The organism is Micromonospora sp. CNZ297, from assembly GCF_007827625.1.
Genome location: NZ_VISU01000015.1, coordinates 138,426 through 153,399, shown reverse-complemented (window position 1 = coordinate 153,399; position 14,974 = coordinate 138,426). Strand labels below are relative to the sequence as shown.

Genomic DNA, 14,974 nt, shown 5'->3' with positions numbered 1-14,974 from the left:
CCGCACCCCTCCGCACACCCTCCGAGGCGCCCGTGTTCCGGTTCATCATCAGACGCCTGCTACAGCTGATACCCACGCTGTTCGGGCTCTCCGTCCTGCTGTTCATCTGGCTCCACCGACTTCCCGGCGGGCCCGAGACCGCGATCCTCGGAGAACGGGGCACGCCCGAGACGCGCGCCGCCATCCGGCGCAACCTCGGCCTCGACGAGCCGATCCTGGTCCAGTACGCCCGCTTCCTGCGGCGGATGATCCGGCTCGACCTGGGCACCTCGACCGGTACGAAGCGGGCCGTCACCACGGAGTTCGTGGAGCGGTTCCCCGGCACCGTCGAGCTGACCGTGATGGCCATGATCCTCGCGGTCGGCATCGGCATCCCGCTCGGCTACCTGGCCGCCCGCCGCCGGGGCCGGTTCCTCGACCACGCCTCGGTCGGCGGATCGCTCATCGGCATCTGCATCCCGGTCTTCTTCCTGGCGTACGTGCTCAAGGCGATCTTCGCGGAGAACCTGGGCTGGTTCCCCTCCAGCGGCCGGCAGGACCCGACCATCGGGGCGACCCGGGTCACCAACTTCTTCGTCCTCGACGGGCTCATGACCCGCGAGTGGGACGCCGCCGCCGACGCGCTCTGGCACCTCGTGCTGCCGGGCATCGCGCTCGCCAGCATCCCGCTCGCGATCATCGTCCGGATCACCCGGGCCAGCGTGCTGGAGGTGCTCAACGAGGACTTCGTCCGGACCGCCGAGGCCAAGGGCCTGACCGAGCGGACCGTACGCCGCCGGCACGTGCTGCGTAACGCCATGCTGCCGGTGGCCACCTCGATCGGCCTGCAGACCGGTCTCCTGCTCTCCGGCGCGGTGCTCACCGAGACCGTGTTCGCGTTCAGCGGCATCGGCGCGTTCGTCGCCGAGTCGATCAGCCAACGCGACTACCCGGTGCTGATGGGCTTCATCATGATCATTGCGGTGGTGTACGTGCTGGTGAATCTCCTGGTCGACCTCTCCTACAGCGTGATCGACCCGAGGGTGAGGGTGCGATGACCATCACCACTGGCAAGAAGCGCGAGAAGATCGACCGGCTCGCCGAGCTGGCCGCCCGCGACGACGAGCAGGGGGTGAGCCTCTGGAAGGAGGCGTTCCGCCGGCTGCGGCGCAACCCGGCGGCCGTCATCGGCGTCATCATCCTGGCGGTCTTCGTCCTGGTCGCCGTCATCGGGCCGTTCCTCGTCCCGTACAGCCCGACGGACTCCATCGGCATCCGCGAAGGACTGGTCAAGTCCGGCCAGGGCATCATCCCGGGCGTCTCCGCCGACCACTGGCTCGGCTTCGACCACCAGGGCCGGGACGAGTTCAGCCGGCTCATCGTCGGCGCCCGGCAGACGCTGCTCGTCGGCGTGGTCTCCACTCTGATCGGCCTCGCGGTCGGCGCGCTGATCGGCGGCGTCGCCGGTGCCGCGGCCGGGCTCGGCGGGCGCTGGGGCCGCTGGATCGACACCACCCTGATGCGCTTCATCGACATGCTGCTGGCCATGCCGAGCCTGCTGCTCGCGGTGAGCATCGCGGCGCTGCTCGGCGCCAGCCTCACCACCGTGATGATCGCCGTCGGTGTGGTGTCCGTGCCGATCTTCGCCCGGCTGCTGCGCGGCTCGATGATCGCGCAGGCCAACAGCGACTACGTGCTGGCCGCGACGTCGCTCGGCGTGAAGCGCTCCAGGATCGCCCTCACCCACGTGGTGCCGAACTCGATCGCCCCGGTCATCGTGCAGGCCACGCTGACACTGGCCACCGCGATCATCGAGGCGGCCGCGCTGTCCTTCCTCGGTCTCGGCAACCCCGACTCGGCCATCCCGGAGTGGGGCGTCATGCTCGCCGACGCGCAGCCGTACCTGGGCATCCGGCCCGGCCTGGCGATCTATCCGGCGCTCGGCATCATCATCACCGCGCTCGGGTTCACCCTGCTCGGTGAGGCGATGCGCGAGGCCCTCGATCCAAAGCTGCGGAAGTAGGTCAGTCAGTCATGGCACTGCTCGAAGTGGACGACCTCTCCGTCACGTTCGCCCGTCGTGGGCAGCGCACCGTGCACGCGGTGGACGGGGTGTCCTTCTCGGTCGACGCCGGCGAGGTGGTCGGCCTGGTCGGCGAGTCCGGCTGCGGCAAGAGCGTCACGTCGCTGGCCATCATGGGCCTGCTGCCCAAGCAGCCGGGCCTGCGCGTGGGCGGCAAGGCGGTCTTCGACGGCACCGACCTGCTCCAGCTCGACGACCGGTCCCGCCGCGACATCCGTGGCCGGGACGTGGCGATGATCTTCCAGGACCCGCTGTCCTCGCTGAACCCGGTCATCCCGATCGGGCTCCAGGTGACCGAGGTGCTGGCCCGGCACCGGGGCATGAAGGGCGAGGCGGCCACCAAGGAGGCGGCCGCCCTGCTCGACCGGGTGGGCATCCCGGACCCGCGGCGGCGGCTCAAGGAGTACCCGCACCAGCTCTCCGGCGGCATGCGGCAGCGGGCGCTGATCGCCATGGCTGTCGCCTGCCAGCCCCGGCTGCTGATCGCCGACGAGCCGACCACCGCGCTCGACGTCACCATCCAGGCGCAGATCCTGGAGCTGCTCAAGGACCTGGTCCGGGACTCCGGCACCGCACTGGTGATGATCACTCACGACCTCGGCGTGGTGGCCGGCATGTGCGACACCATCAACGTGCTCTACGCCGGCCGGGTGGTGGAGACGGCCACCCGTCGTCCGCTGTTCCGCCAGCCCCGGCACCCGTACACCGAGGGGTTGCTCGGTTCGGTGCCGCGCCTGGACGCCGGCCGCGGCGAACGGCTGAACCCCATCCCCGGCTCGGTGCGCGACGTGCTGCCCTGGCCGGACGGCTGCGCGTTCGCCCCGCGCTGCGCCCGCCGCGTCGACGCGTGTGTGGGCGAGCCGCCGGAGCTGGTGCTGACCCACGACGCGCGCAGCTACCGCTGCGTCAACCCGGTGCCGGTCCCCGGCCTGACCCCGGAGGCGGACGCCCGCGCGACCGCGCCGACGACCGCCGAACCGGGTGCGGTGCCGGCCCAGGCCGAGCCGGCCGACCCGCCCGCCGTGCCCGGCTTCGGACCGGCTCCGCGCGAGGAGGAGACCCCATGAGCGACAACGACATCCTCGTCGAGGTCCGCGATCTGAAGGTGCACTTCCCGATCCGCCGGGGCGTGATCTTCGACCGCACGGTCGGGCACGTCAAGGCGGTCGACGGGGTCGACCTGAGCATCCCGCGCGGCAAGACGTACGGGCTGGTGGGCGAGTCGGGCTGCGGCAAGTCCACGCTCGGCCGGGCGCTGCTCCAGCTCAACCCGCCGACCAGCGGCGAGGTGAAGTTCGACGGCGTCGAGCTGACCACGCTCCCCGCCGGCAAACTGCGCGCGATGCGCCGCCGGATGCAGATGATCTTCCAGGATCCGATGTCCAGCCTGGACCCCCGGCAGAACGTCGAGTCGATCCTGACCGAGGGCCTCCAGACCCACGGCATCGGCGCGAACCGGGACGACCGGCGGCGGATCATCGGCGAGACGCTCGACGCGGTGGGCCTGCCGAAGTGGGCGCTGTCCCGCTACCCGCACGAGTTCTCCGGCGGCCAGCGCCAGCGCATCGGCATCGCCCGCGCGCTGGTCCTCGGCCCGGAGCTGATCGTCGCCGACGAGCCGGTCTCCGCGCTGGACGTCTCGATCCAGGCGCAGGTGGTGAACCTGCTCGACGAACTCCAGGACAGCCTCGGCCTGACCTACCTGGTCATCGCGCACGACCTGGCCGTGGTGCGGCACATCTCCGACATCGTCGGCGTGATGTACCTGGGCGCGCTGGTGGAGGAGGCGCCGAGCGACCGGCTCTACACCGAGCCGCTGCACCCGTACACCCGGGCGCTGATGTCGGCGGTGCCGGTGCCGGACCCGGACGTGGAGGACCGGCGCGAGCGCATTCTCCTCGCCGGTGACCTGCCGTCGCCGGCCAACCCGCCGTCGGGCTGCCGGTTCCACACCCGCTGCCCGTGGGCGCAGCCGACCCGCTGCGCCGACGAGCGGCCGGAGCTGCGCCAGATCGGCGCCAGCCGGGTGGCCTGCCACTGGGCCGAGAAGATCGCCGCCGGTGAGCTGCGCCCGCACGAGGTGACCGCGAAGATCACCCGGCCGGAGGGTGAGGGCGAGGAGCCGGGCGTGGTCTCCGCGCCCAGCGAGCCCGGATCGTACGTCTGACACGACGAAGCGTGCCCCCACCCGGGCCGGGTGGGGGCGCGCCTTGTCGTCGGTCAGCCCTCGGGGCGGTTGAGCAGGCCCACCGCGATCGTGTGCACGGCGTCGAGCGCGGCCGGGTCGGCCAGCGGCGCGGAACCGCCGGTGACCGCGTACCACTCGTCGGCGTCCTTGTACTGCACCCGCAGCGTCACCCGGCCGTCGGCGTGCTCGGTGCGCAGCGTCAACTCGCCGGTCACCACGCCCACCTCGTCGGTCATGACCCCGCCCGGACCTGCGGTGATGTCCGAGGTGCGGTCCGCCGGTCCGCCCGGTGCGCCCCCGGCCGGTGCGCCCGGCACCGCGTCGGCGGTCATGCCCGCCCCGGCTACGTCCGCGGACGCCGGCTGCCGGCCGTCCGCCGTCATCCCGGCCGAGGCGGGACCGGCCGTCGTCTCCGGGGCCGGTGCGGCGTCTGCCTCCGGCGCCGGTGTGGCGTCCGGCCCGGTCACGGTTTGCTCGCCCATGTGCAGCCCTCCAGCATGTCGGTGAGAGCGGCCTTCTCGGCACTTGTCACAGTCAGCCGCCAGTAGTGCTTGACCGTCACCCAGTCCGCCGCGTACTGACACCAGGACGACCGGTTCGGCGGCTTCCACTGGGACGGATCCTGGTCACCCTTTGCCCGGTTGGACCGCGCCGAAACCGCGATGAGCTGCGGCCGCGTCAGGTCGTTGGCGAAGTCGCCGCGCTTCGAGTCGTCCCACTCGTCCGCGCCCGAACGCCACGCGGCGGCCAGCGGCACGGTGTGGTCGATGTCCACGTCCGACGGATCGTTGAGCACCACCCCGTCGTAGACGCTCTCCCACCGCCCGCCCACCACGTTGCAGCCGGACAGCTTGATGCCCTCGCCGTCGCGTTGCAGCACGCTGTCGCGGACGTCGCAGTTCTTGCCGGTGTCCCGCCAGTGCGGGAAGCGGGAGCGGCTGTAGCCCTTCATCGACCCGGCGGTGGCCACTGTCAGCTCACCGAGCTGCTTGTTGACGTTCCCGGTGGCACTGGGCGGCGCCTCCGGCTCGGTGACCGACACGTCGCAGCCGGCCACGCCGAGGGCGAGCACCGCGCTCAGCGCGGCCGCCAGCCCGGCTCGGGCTCCTGATCTCGTACGCACAGACGACACCTCTCCAGCTTGCGTGCTCCGGGCGAGTCCGCACAGTACCCGGCGGCGGTTTCCGCGATTCGTGGCGTCGACGGTGGGCGGCGGGCAGAGTGGTGAGACGTGACCGCACCCGCTCCCGCGCTGCGTACCGGCTCCGCCGCCGGACGCGGCACGCTGCTCGCCGCGATCCTCGCCTCCGGCATGGTGTTCCTGGACAGCACTGTCGTCAACGTCGCGCTGCCGCGGCTCGGCGCCGAACTGGACGCCACAGTCGCCGGTCTTCAGTGGACCGTGAACGGCTACCTGCTCATGCTCGCCGCGTTCGTGCTGCTCGGCGGCGCGCTCGGGGACCGGTTCGGCAGGCGGCGCGTCTTCCTGCTCGGCGTGGTCTGGTTCGCTGTGGCGTCGGTGCTCTGCGGGCTGGCCCAGGACACCGAATGGCTCGTCGCCGCCCGGTTCCTCCAGGGCGCGGGCGGGGCGCTGCTCACCCCCGGGTCGCTGTCCGTGCTCCAGGCCAGCTTCCACCCGGACGACCGGGGCCGGGCCATCGGCACCTGGTCCGGGCTGTCCGGTGTGTCCACCGCGCTCGGTCCGCTGCTCGGCGGCTGGCTGATCGACACGCTCTCCTGGCGGTGGATCTTCTTCGTCAACCTGCCGCTGGCCGTCGGCGTGGTGCTCGCCGCGCTGCGCTGGGTGCCGGAGAGCCGGGACGAGGAGATATCCCGCACCGGGGGCGGGCGGCGGCGGTTCGACGTGGCGGGCGCGCTGCTCGGCGCGCTCGCGCTCGGCGGTGTCACGTACGCGCTCATCGACGCCCCGGCGCGCGGCCTGGACTCCCCGGCGGTGCTGGTCGCGGCGGTGCTCGGGGTGGTCGCCGTGGTGGTCTTCGTGCTGGTCGAGCGGCGGCGCGGCGACACCGCGATGCTGCCCACCGGGCTGTTCTCCAGCCGGCTGTTCTCCGTGCTGAACGTCTTCACAGTCGTCGTGTACGCGGCGCTCGGCGGGTTCACCTTCTTCCTCGCCGTCTACCTGCAGAACGTGGTCGGCTGGTCGGCGCTGCTCACCGGCCTGGCCACCGTGCCGATGACTGTGCTGCTGCTGGTCGGCTCGCCGCGCGCCGGCGCGCTGTCGGCCCGCATCGGCCCCCGGCTGCCGCTCACCGTCGGGCCGGTGATCGCCGCGGTGGGTCTGCTGCTGTTGCGCCGGGTCGGGCCTGGTGCGTCGTACTGGGTGGACGTGCTGCCGGGCGTGGCGCTGTTCGGCGCCGGGCTCACGCTCGTGGTGGCGCCGCTGACCACGTCTGTGCTCGGCGCCGTCTCGGACCGGTTCGCCGGGGTGGCGAGCGGCTTCAACAACGCCGCGTCCCGGGCCGGTGGTCTGCTCGCGGTGGCCGCGTTGCCGCTGCTGGTGGGGCTGTCGGGCACCGGGTACGAGCAGAAGGGCGCGCTTGCCGCTGCGTACCGGGGGGCGTTGGCGTGGTGCGCGGGGCTGCTGCTGGCCGGCGCGGTGCTCGCCGCCGTGCTGATCCACCGCCCCCGGCGGGGGGAAGGAAGGGCCCCTTCTTAACGCCTCCGGTAGAGGAAGGGCCCCTTGTTAACACTCGGGCCGATTCGGGCGCGGGCGTTAAGAAGGGCCCCCTCCTATGCAGAATGCGTTAAGAAGGGGCCCTTCCTTACACCTCAAGCACCTCAGGCGCGGGTGCGGTTCACCGCGCTCGTGACCGCCTTGATCGAGGCGGTGACGATGTTGGCGTCCACCCCGACGCCCCACACCGTACGGCCGTCCACCTCGCACTCCACGTACGCGGCGGCCTGCGCGTCCCCACCGGAGGACAGCGCGTGCTCGTGGTAGTCGAGCACGCGTACCGCCACGCCCAGGGACTGCAACGCGTTGACGTACGCGTCGATCGGGCCGTTGCCGACAGCGGTGAGCTGGCGGGTCTCGCCGCCGAAGCCGACGCGGGCGTCGATCTCGACCTTGCCGTCGACGGTGCCGATCGTGTACTCGGCCAGCTTCACGGCCGGGTCGACCTGGTGGTCGACCAGGTAGTTGCGGGCGAAGATCTCCCACATCGCGCCCGGCTCGACCTCGCCGCCGTCGTGGTCGGTGACCTGCTGCACCACGCCGGAGAACTCGATCTGGAGGCGGCGCGGCAGGTCGAGCTGGTGCTCGGTCTTCATGATGTACGCGACGCCGCCCTTGCCGGACTGCGAGTTGACCCGGATGACCGCCTCGTAGGTGCGGCCCAGGTCCTTCGGGTCGATCGGCAGGTAGGGCACCGCCCAGGTGAAGTCGTCCACGGGCACCCCGGCCGCCGCCGCGTCGGCGTTCAGCGCGGCGAAGCCCTTGTTGATCGCGTCCTGGTGCGAGCCGGAGAACGCGGTGTAGACCAGGTCGCCCGCGTACGGGTGGCGCTCGTGCACCGGCAGCTGGTTGCAGTACTCGACGGCGCGCTTGACCTCGTCGATGTTCGAGAAGTCGATCATCGGGTCGATGCCCTGGGAGAACATGTTCAGGCCCAGCGTCACCAGGTCGACGTTGCCGGTGCGCTCGCCGTTGCCGAACAGGCAGCCCTCGATCCGGTCGGCGCCGGCCAGCAGGCCCAGCTCGGCGGCGGCCACGCCGGTGCCCCGGTCGTTGTGCGGGTGCAGGCTCAGCACCAGGCTGTCCCGCCGGGGCAGGCGCCGGTGCATCCACTCGATCGAGTCGGCGTAGACGTTCGGCATCGCCATCTCGACGGTGGCCGGCAGGTTGATGATCAGCTTGCGGTCCGGCGTCGGGTCGATCACGTCGATCACCGCCGAGCAGACCTCCAGCGCGTACTCCAGCTCGGTGCCCGTGTACGACTCCGGCGAGTACTCGTAGTGGATCTCGGTGTCCGGGGTGTGGATCTCCGCGTACTTCTGGCACAGCCGCGCGCCCTGGGTGGCGATGTCGGTGATGCCGTCGCGGTCCAGGCCGAAGACCACCCGGCGCTGCAGCGTCGAGGTGGAGTTGTAGAAGTGCACGATGGCCCGGTGCGCGCCGCGCAGCGACTCGAAGGTCCGCTCGATCAGGTGCTCCCGGCACTGGGTCAGCACCTGGATGGTGACGTCCTCGGGGATCAGGTCCTGCTCGATCAGCTGCCGTACGAAGTCGTAGTCGGTCTGGCTCGCCGACGGGAAGCCGACCTCGATCTCCTTGTAGCCCATCTGCACCAGGAGCTGGAACATCCGCCGCTTGCGCTCGGGCGACATCGGGTCGATCAGGGCCTGGTTGCCGTCGCGGAGGTCGACTGCGCACCAGCGGGGCGCGGCCTCGACGCGGCGGGTGGGCCAGGCGCGGTCCGGCAGGTCGACGCCGAACTCGCTGTCGTACGGAACGTAGCGGTGGACCGGCATCCGGCTGGGGCGCTGGCGGGCGAACGGATCGGTCTCGGTGACAGGTTGAGCCATCTCGGAGTGCTCCCTGGAACATGTGGCGTCAGCAGATCGGAAAGGTGTCGGCGGGCTGCCGGGCGACGGTGCGCGGCGGTGCCGAGAAGAAGATCGGATGTGCTGGACGGCGCGTAGCGACTCCGCGACGAGGTGCCGGCCGGTCAGGCCTCGTCGCGGCAGCCAAGGAGAAGGTACGCGCGCCACATGACAAGGTCACCCTACGTGGTGGGACGTGCAGTGGGAAGGCTCGTCCGGACTATGGGATCAGAGTCACCGGATCGGGGCCGGCTACGGGGTCCCCGGACTCGGGGCGTCCCGTCCCACCGGCTCGCCGTCTGTCACCGCACCGGCCAGCTCGACGGTGCCCGGCGCGGCGCCGGGCTCGCCGGTCAGCGTCAGGGTGCCGAATCCGGCCCGTACCGCCGCGGGTGTGCCGTCCTCCCGGAAGCAGTAGATGCCCACGTCCAGCGGCGCGTTGAGCGATGCCGAGGTGCTGTCGACCGTGTAGCAGGGGCCGGTGGCGCCGGGCAGCGGCTCGGCGGGGGACACCGCGAGCGGCGCGCGCCGGTCGGTGAGCACCTCCAGCCAGTCGGTGAACGGGTGCTGCACGCGGGGGTCGAGCCGGCGCGGCACCGCGTCGTCGGCGTCGCCGAGGCGGACACAGGTCGCCGCCTGCGCCCAGCCGGCCGAGGGCAGTGCGCACTGGAACAGCCCGTCGGACGTGCCGGCGAGCGAGACGTCCACCGTGCCGGCGTGCCCCCAGCCGGGCACGTCGACCCGCCAGCTGCCGTCGTTGGCGCTGGTCACCGACACCGTGCGGGGCGTGCCCTCGGCGGGCGCGAACGCGTACGTGGCGGTGAGGTGCCGGTCCTGCGCTGCGGCGGCCAGTCCGGCCAGTTCCTCGCGAGCGGCGTCGACCTGCACCGGGACCGGGTCGGCGGTGCCGGTGGGCGCCGCCTCGGGGTGGCCGCCGTCGCAGGCGGCCAGCAGTACCGGCAGGGTGAGCGCGAGCACGCCGGTCAGCCGGCGGGCCGCACGTCGATGAGCGTGCACCGGCTCATTCTGCGTCGTGGGGAGGGTCCAGGTCAGCCCACCGTACGGCTGTACCGCTTGGCGTGTCGCGTACTCCCGGGCTGGTGAGCCGCCCCACGGCGGGGCCGGATGGTGGGATCACCCGACCCGGCCTCGCGGCCCGCCCGATAGGCTGAGGCGGTCTGACACGCGCCGCCGGACCGAGAGACCCGGCGGCGTCGGCACGCTCAGGGTCGTCGCTGGGAGGGAGTGCACCGTCGTGGCACTCGTGGTGCAGAAGTACGGCGGGTCCTCCGTCGCCAACGCCGAGCGGATCAAGCGGGTGGCCGAGCGCATCGTGGCCGCGCGCAAGGCCGGCGACGACGTGGTGGTGGTGGTGTCCGCCATGGGCGACACCACCGACGAGCTGCTCGACCTGGCCAACCAGGTCAGCCCGCTGCCACCGGGCCGTGAGCTGGACATGCTGCTCACCGCCGGGGAGCGGATCTCCATGGCGCTGCTGGCCATGGCCATCCACAACCTGGGGTACGAGGCACGCTCGTTCACCGGTTCGCAGGCCGGCGTGATCACCACCTCGGTGCACGGCCGGGCCCGGATCATCGACGTGACCCCGGGGCGGCTCAAGGGCGCGCTGGACGAGGGCGCGGTGGTCATCGTCGCCGGTTTCCAGGGCGTCTCGCAGGACACCAAGGACGTCACCACGCTCGGGCGGGGCGGTTCGGACACCACTGCCGTGGCGCTCGCCGCCGCGCTGGAGGCGGACGTCTGCGAGATCTACACCGACGTGGACGGCATCTTCACCGCCGACCCGCGCATCGTGCCGAACGCCCGGCACATCAAGCAGATCACGTACGAGGAGATGCTGGAACTGGCCGCCTGCGGCGCGAAGGTGCTGCACCTGCGCAGCGTCGAGTACGCGCGGCGCGCGGGCTTGCCGATCCACGTCCGTTCGTCATACTCGACCAACACCGGCACGATGGTCACCGGATCGATGGAGGACCTTCCTGTGGAACAGGCACTGATCACCGGGGTCGCCCACGACCGCAGCGAAGCGAAGATCACGATCGTCGGCGTGCCCGACGAGCCGGGCGCCGCCGCGTCGATCTTCGACACCGTGGCCGGCGCGGAGATCAACATCGACATGATCGTGCAGAACGTGTCCACCGAGGGCACCGGCCGCACGGACATCTCGTTCACGCTGCCCAAGGCCGACGGCCCGACCGCGATGACCGCGCTCAGCAAGATCCAGGAGTCGGTCAAGTTCAAGGGCCTGCTGTACGACGACCACGTCGGCAAGGTCTCCCTCATCGGCGCGGGCATGCGCTCGCACCCGGGCGTGGCCGCCGGCTTCTTCGCCGCCCTCGGCGCGGCCGGCGTGAACATCGAGATGATCTCCACGTCGGAGATCCGGGTCTCCGTGGTCTGCCGCGACACCGACCTCGACAAGGCGGTCCGCGCCATCCACGACGCCTTCGATCTGGGTGGTGACACCGAGGCCGTCGTCTACGCCGGCACCGGGCGGTAACGCGCCATGGCGTCGCTGCCCACCCTCGCCGTGGTCGGGGCGACAGGTGCCGTCGGTACGGTGATGTGCCAGATCCTCTCCTCCCGGCGCAACGTGTGGGGCGAGATCCGGCTGCTCGCCTCCGAGCGGTCGGCCGGCCGGCGCGTGCAGTGCCGGGGCGAGGAGCTGACCGTCCAGGCGCTCACCGCCGACGCGCTCGACGGCGTCGACGTGGCGATGTTCGACGTGCCGGACGACGTCTCCGCGGAGTGGGCCCCGGTCGCCGCCGCGCACGGCGCGGTGGTGGTGGACAACTCCGGCGCGTTCCGGATGGACCGCGACGTCCCGCTGGTGGTCCCCGAGATCAACCCCGAGCAGGTACGCAACCGGCCCAAGGGCATCATCGCCAACGCCAACTGCACCACGCTGGCGATGATCGTGGCGGTCGCGCCGCTGCACCGCGAGTACGGGCTGCGCGAGCTGGTGCTCGCGTCGTACCAGGCGGTCTCCGGGGCGGGCCAGGCCGGCGTGGACGCGCTGCACCTCCAGCTCGGCAAGATCGCCGGCGACCGGGTGCTCGGTTCCCGCGCCGGTGACGTGCGACAGGCAGTCGGCGACGAGCTGGGTCCGTTCCCGGCCCCGCTGGCGCTGAACGTCGTACCGTGGGCGGGCTCGCTCGCCGACGGCGGCTGGTCCTCCGAGGAGATGAAGCTGCGCAACGAGTCGCGCAAGATCCTCGGGCTGCCCGACCTCAAGGTGTCCGCCACCTGCGTACGGGTGCCGGTGGTGACCGGCCACTCGGTCGCCGTGCACGCGGTCTTCGCCACCGAGGTGGACGCCGAGGGCGCCCGTGAGGTGCTGCGCAACGCGCCGGGCGTGATCCTGGTCGACGACCCGGCCGCAGGGGAGTTCCCGATGCCGATCGACGCCGTCGGCACCGACCCCTCGTGGGTGGGCCGGATCCGCCGCGCGGTGGACGACCCCCGCGCTCTGGACCTCTTCGTGACGGGCGACAACCTCCGCAAGGGCGCCGCCCTCAACACGGCCCAGATAGCCGAACTCCTGGCCAAGGACCTGACCCGCCCATAACGCGGCCCGCCTCCCGCCGCCCTCCCGCCGCCGCCCCGTCCGGCGTTGATCTTGCACTTTCGGCCCTGGTTGTGGGGTATATGCGGCATTTGCCAGGGCCTAAAGTGCAAGATCGCGGGGGAGAGGGGTGACGGGGGCGGGGGCGGACGGAGTGGGTCAGGCGGCGGAGAGGTGGACGCCGTCTCGGCCGTGGCGTTTCACCGCGTACAGGGCCTGGTCGGCTCGGTGCAGGGTGCGTTCGGGAGACTCGCCGGGTCTCGGCAGGGCGATGCCGACGCTGATCGTCCGGCCGGTACGCCGGGCCGCCTCGGTGAGCCGTTCGGCGATCCGTACCGCCTCCTCCGGGCGGCTCACCTCGATCACCGCCACGAACTCGTCGCCGCCGGTCCGGTACAGCTCGTCGCCCTGACGTAGCGCGCCTTCGAGCGCCCGGGCCAGCCCCACCAGGAGCCGGTCACCGGCCTGGTGGCCGTACGTGTCGTTGACGTCCTTGAACCCGTCCACGTCGATCGCCAGCAGCGCGGTACGCCCCGGCGTGGCGGTGGCGATCCGCTGCCCGAACGGGCCGGTGTGCCGCAGCCCGGTGAGCGGGTCCGAGCTGGCCTGCTCGCGGAGCCGGGCGAGCGTACGCAGCCGGTCCAGGCAGGTCCACGCCTGCCCGGCGAGCAGCTCGATCAGGTTGACTGTGGTCGGGTCGGGGCGCAGGCGCTGCTCGTCGGCGACGAGCAGCACGCCACCGGAGGCCGGTGTGCCGACCGGCACCGCCACAAGCGTGCGCGCGCCGGCCCGGGTCAGCGGCAGGTACTCCTCGGTGGGCGGGTGGCCCGCCTCGCCCAGCGTGTACGCCGAGCCGTACCGGTGGGCCCGGTCGATCATGCGGTCGAGCGCGGCCGGTCCGGCCTCGTCCAGCTCGGCCCGGATCCGTGCCTCCAGCTCGCCCGGTGTGGCCGTGGGCGCGCCGAGGCGTGGGCCGCGCCGGCCGGTGAGCACCAGTACGGCGGCGGAGAGCGCTGAGACGTCCCGGGCCGCGGCGAGTGCGGCGGTCATCAGGTCCCAGTCGGTCGGGGCGGCGGTGAACGCGGCGGCGTGCCGCAACAGCTTCTCGCTGCGGCTCTCGGCCGGTGGCCCGCCGAGCGCGGCGATCCGCCCGCCGAGGCGGTCCGCCACCAGTTCGGCTGTCTCCCGCCAGGCCGCGAGCACGACCGGCTCACTCCACTGGAGGTCGAGCACCCCGATCGGACGGCCGTCCGGGTCGCGTACCGGCACACAGAGTTCGGCTGTGACGTCCGGGCGGACCTCGAGGTAGTCGGGGTCGGCGCCGACGTCGGGCACGGCGGCGGTGGTCCCGGAGGCGTAGACCCGCCGCACCACCGAGGGTTCGGGCCGGTGGCGGCCCGGTGGGGTGCCGTCGGCGGTCGCCGGCACGTGCGAGAAGACCTGCCAGGCGCCGGTCGCGGCGACGCAGCGCAGACGGTCGTGGACGCGGAGCAGGACGGTGGCGGTCGCCGGGGTGTGCCGGGCGAGCGCGGCGACGGTCCACTGGCACGCCTCCGGGACGGTCGACGCCGTGGGGAGGCGCACCGTGACGTCGCGGAGGACTCGCTCGTGATCCACGTCGTTCCTGCTCGGAGGGGGTCGGGTCGCGATCAAGGGTACTCAGCGCAACCGCCGCCGACCTTCGTACACATGTACTATCCACAGGCTGTGGACACAGCCTGTGGGCAGAAGCGGGCCTGCGCGGGGAGGGTGCGCGGCGATAGCGTGAGGGCCCGGGCACCCGAGGAGGCGGCCGATGCTCATCGCCCAGCTCAGCGACCCGCACGTGACCACCGGCCCGCTCGCGGCCGACCCGGCGTCCGGGTTGCACCGGGCGCTCGGCACGGTGCTCGCCCTGCGCCCCCGGCCCGACTGCGTGGTGATCACCGGCGACCTCACCGCGAACGGCCGCCCGGACGAATACCTCGCCCTGCGCGAGATCGTCGGCGCGTTTCCGCTGCCTGTGCACCTGGTGACCGGCAACCACGACGACCGCGAGTCGCTGCTCGACACGTTCGGCGGCACCCCGTACCTGGCCGGTGGCTTCTCGGCGCACTACCACGTCGACCTGCCGGACGCGACGCTCGTGGTGCTCGACTCGCTCACCCCGGGCAGCCCCGGCGGACGGCTCGGCGACGAGCAGCTCGCCTGGCTGGACGGGGTGCTCGCCGGGCGTACCGACGCGCCCGCCGTCGTGTGCCTGCACCATCCGCCGGTCGCGGTGGGCGTGCCGGGCATGGACGCGATGGGTCTCGCCGACGCCGACGCGCTCGCCGCCGTGGTCGGCCGTCACCCCCATGTCGTACGCGTCGCCGCGGGGCACCTGCACCGCCAGGTGACGAGTGCGTTCGCCGGTACGGTGCTGACCACCGCGCCGAGCACCTGGATCCAGGTGAGCCTCAGCATGACCGACGACGAGGAGCCGGGGTTCGTCGCCGAGCCGACCGCCTTCCTGCTGCACCGCATCGCCGACGGCGGCTGCGTGACGCACACCGTTCAGGTCAGCCACGCCGCCGGGCGCACCTGCTGGTTCTGA

The 14,974-nt window shown here is 72.3% G+C and carries 13 protein-coding genes; 8 read left to right on the top strand and 5 right to left on the bottom strand.

The features are described from left to right. Window positions 1-32 precede the first annotated feature (32 nt). From FB454_RS23960 to FB454_RS23945, 4 genes are read left to right on the top strand one after another with little or no spacing between them, the layout of a single operon-like run. Complete coding sequence (locus FB454_RS23960) at window positions 33-1,037, top strand: ABC transporter permease (RefSeq protein ID WP_013289048.1); 1,005 nt, start codon at window positions 33-35, stop codon at window positions 1,035-1,037. Continuing rightward, on the top strand, window positions 1,034-2,002 hold the full coding sequence (locus tag FB454_RS23955; RefSeq protein ID WP_013289047.1) for an ABC transporter permease: 969 nt from the start codon (window positions 1,034-1,036) through the stop codon (window positions 2,000-2,002). The genes FB454_RS23960 and FB454_RS23955 overlap by 4 nt, the downstream gene beginning before the upstream one ends. An 11-nt stretch (window positions 2,003-2,013) precedes the next feature. Then, a complete protein-coding gene (locus FB454_RS23950; RefSeq protein ID WP_030273817.1) occupies window positions 2,014-3,129 on the top strand; it encodes an ABC transporter ATP-binding protein in 1,116 nt (371 codons plus the stop codon). Further along, window positions 3,126-4,229, top strand: a complete 1,104-nt coding sequence (locus FB454_RS23945) for an ABC transporter ATP-binding protein (protein ID WP_013289045.1) — start codon at window positions 3,126-3,128, stop codon at window positions 4,227-4,229. Before FB454_RS23950 ends, FB454_RS23945 begins: the two co-directional genes overlap by 4 nt. Before the next feature lie 53 nt (window positions 4,230-4,282). Here FB454_RS23945 and FB454_RS23940 read toward each other — a convergent pair whose 3' ends face one another. After that, window positions 4,283-4,732 carry a hypothetical protein gene (locus FB454_RS23940; RefSeq protein ID WP_145823510.1) on the bottom strand — a complete coding sequence of 150 codons (450 nt, stop codon included), beginning with the start codon at window positions 4,730-4,732 and terminating at the stop codon, window positions 4,283-4,285. Beyond that, entirely contained in the window at window positions 4,714-5,373 is a 660-nt protein-coding gene (locus FB454_RS23935; RefSeq protein ID WP_013289043.1) for an HNH endonuclease family protein, read from the bottom strand. The genes FB454_RS23940 and FB454_RS23935 overlap by 19 nt, the downstream gene beginning before the upstream one ends. A 108-nt stretch (window positions 5,374-5,481) precedes the next feature. On the opposite strand from FB454_RS23935, the gene FB454_RS23930 reads away from it, so the two are divergent. Further along, entirely contained in the window at window positions 5,482-6,927 is a 1,446-nt protein-coding gene (locus FB454_RS23930) for an MFS transporter (RefSeq protein ID WP_145823509.1), read from the top strand. Between the two features lie 122 nt (window positions 6,928-7,049). Here FB454_RS23930 and leuA read toward each other — a convergent pair whose 3' ends face one another. After that, window positions 7,050-8,795: a 2-isopropylmalate synthase gene (gene leuA, locus FB454_RS23925; protein WP_013289041.1), complete on the bottom strand. Its 1,746-nt coding sequence runs from the start codon at window positions 8,793-8,795 to the stop codon at window positions 7,050-7,052. Window positions 8,796-9,065: 270 nt separating this feature from the next. Continuing rightward, window positions 9,066-9,830 carry a hypothetical protein gene (locus tag FB454_RS23920; RefSeq protein WP_225319527.1) on the bottom strand — a complete coding sequence of 255 codons (765 nt, stop codon included), beginning with the start codon at window positions 9,828-9,830 and terminating at the stop codon, window positions 9,066-9,068. A gap of 238 nt (window positions 9,831-10,068) precedes the next feature. Between FB454_RS23920 and FB454_RS23915 the strand changes: the two genes are divergently transcribed. Further along, a complete protein-coding gene (locus FB454_RS23915; RefSeq protein ID WP_145823508.1) occupies window positions 10,069-11,334 on the top strand; it encodes an aspartate kinase in 1,266 nt (421 codons plus the stop codon). Window positions 11,335-11,340: 6 nt separating this feature from the next. Continuing rightward, window positions 11,341-12,402 (top strand): aspartate-semialdehyde dehydrogenase, encoded by a 1,062-nt coding sequence (locus FB454_RS23910; RefSeq protein WP_145823507.1) that lies wholly within the window; start codon window positions 11,341-11,343, stop codon window positions 12,400-12,402. A 156-nt stretch (window positions 12,403-12,558) separates the two neighbouring features. On the opposite strand, the gene FB454_RS23905 is transcribed toward FB454_RS23910, so the two are convergent. Next, window positions 12,559-14,016, bottom strand: coding sequence for a sensor domain-containing diguanylate cyclase (locus FB454_RS23905; protein ID WP_013289037.1), 1,458 nt, complete (start codon window positions 14,014-14,016; stop codon window positions 12,559-12,561). A 178-nt stretch (window positions 14,017-14,194) separates the two neighbouring features. On the opposite strand from FB454_RS23905, the gene FB454_RS23900 reads away from it, so the two are divergent. Then, window positions 14,195-14,974 (top strand): phosphodiesterase, encoded by a 780-nt coding sequence (locus tag FB454_RS23900; RefSeq protein ID WP_047894469.1) that lies wholly within the window; start codon window positions 14,195-14,197, stop codon window positions 14,972-14,974.

Excerpts from the sequence above, each read along its gene's own strand:
- FB454_RS23955 (WP_013289047.1), top strand. The coding sequence starts at position 1,034 with ATGACCATCACCACTGGCAAGAAGCGCGAGAAGATCGACCGGCTCGCC.
- FB454_RS23950 (WP_030273817.1), top strand. The coding sequence starts at position 2,014 with ATGGCACTGCTCGAAGTGGACGACCTCTCCGTCACGTTCGCCCGTCGT.
- FB454_RS23945 (WP_013289045.1), top strand. The coding sequence starts at position 3,126 with ATGAGCGACAACGACATCCTCGTCGAGGTCCGCGATCTGAAGGTGCAC.
- FB454_RS23940 (WP_145823510.1), bottom strand. The coding sequence starts at position 4,732 with ATGGGCGAGCAAACCGTGACCGGGCCGGACGCCACACCGGCGCCGGAG.
- leuA (WP_013289041.1), bottom strand. The coding sequence starts at position 8,795 with ATGGCTCAACCTGTCACCGAGACCGATCCGTTCGCCCGCCAGCGCCCC.
- FB454_RS23910 (WP_145823507.1), top strand. The coding sequence starts at position 11,341 with ATGGCGTCGCTGCCCACCCTCGCCGTGGTCGGGGCGACAGGTGCCGTC.
- FB454_RS23900 (WP_047894469.1), top strand. The coding sequence starts at position 14,195 with ATGCTCATCGCCCAGCTCAGCGACCCGCACGTGACCACCGGCCCGCTC.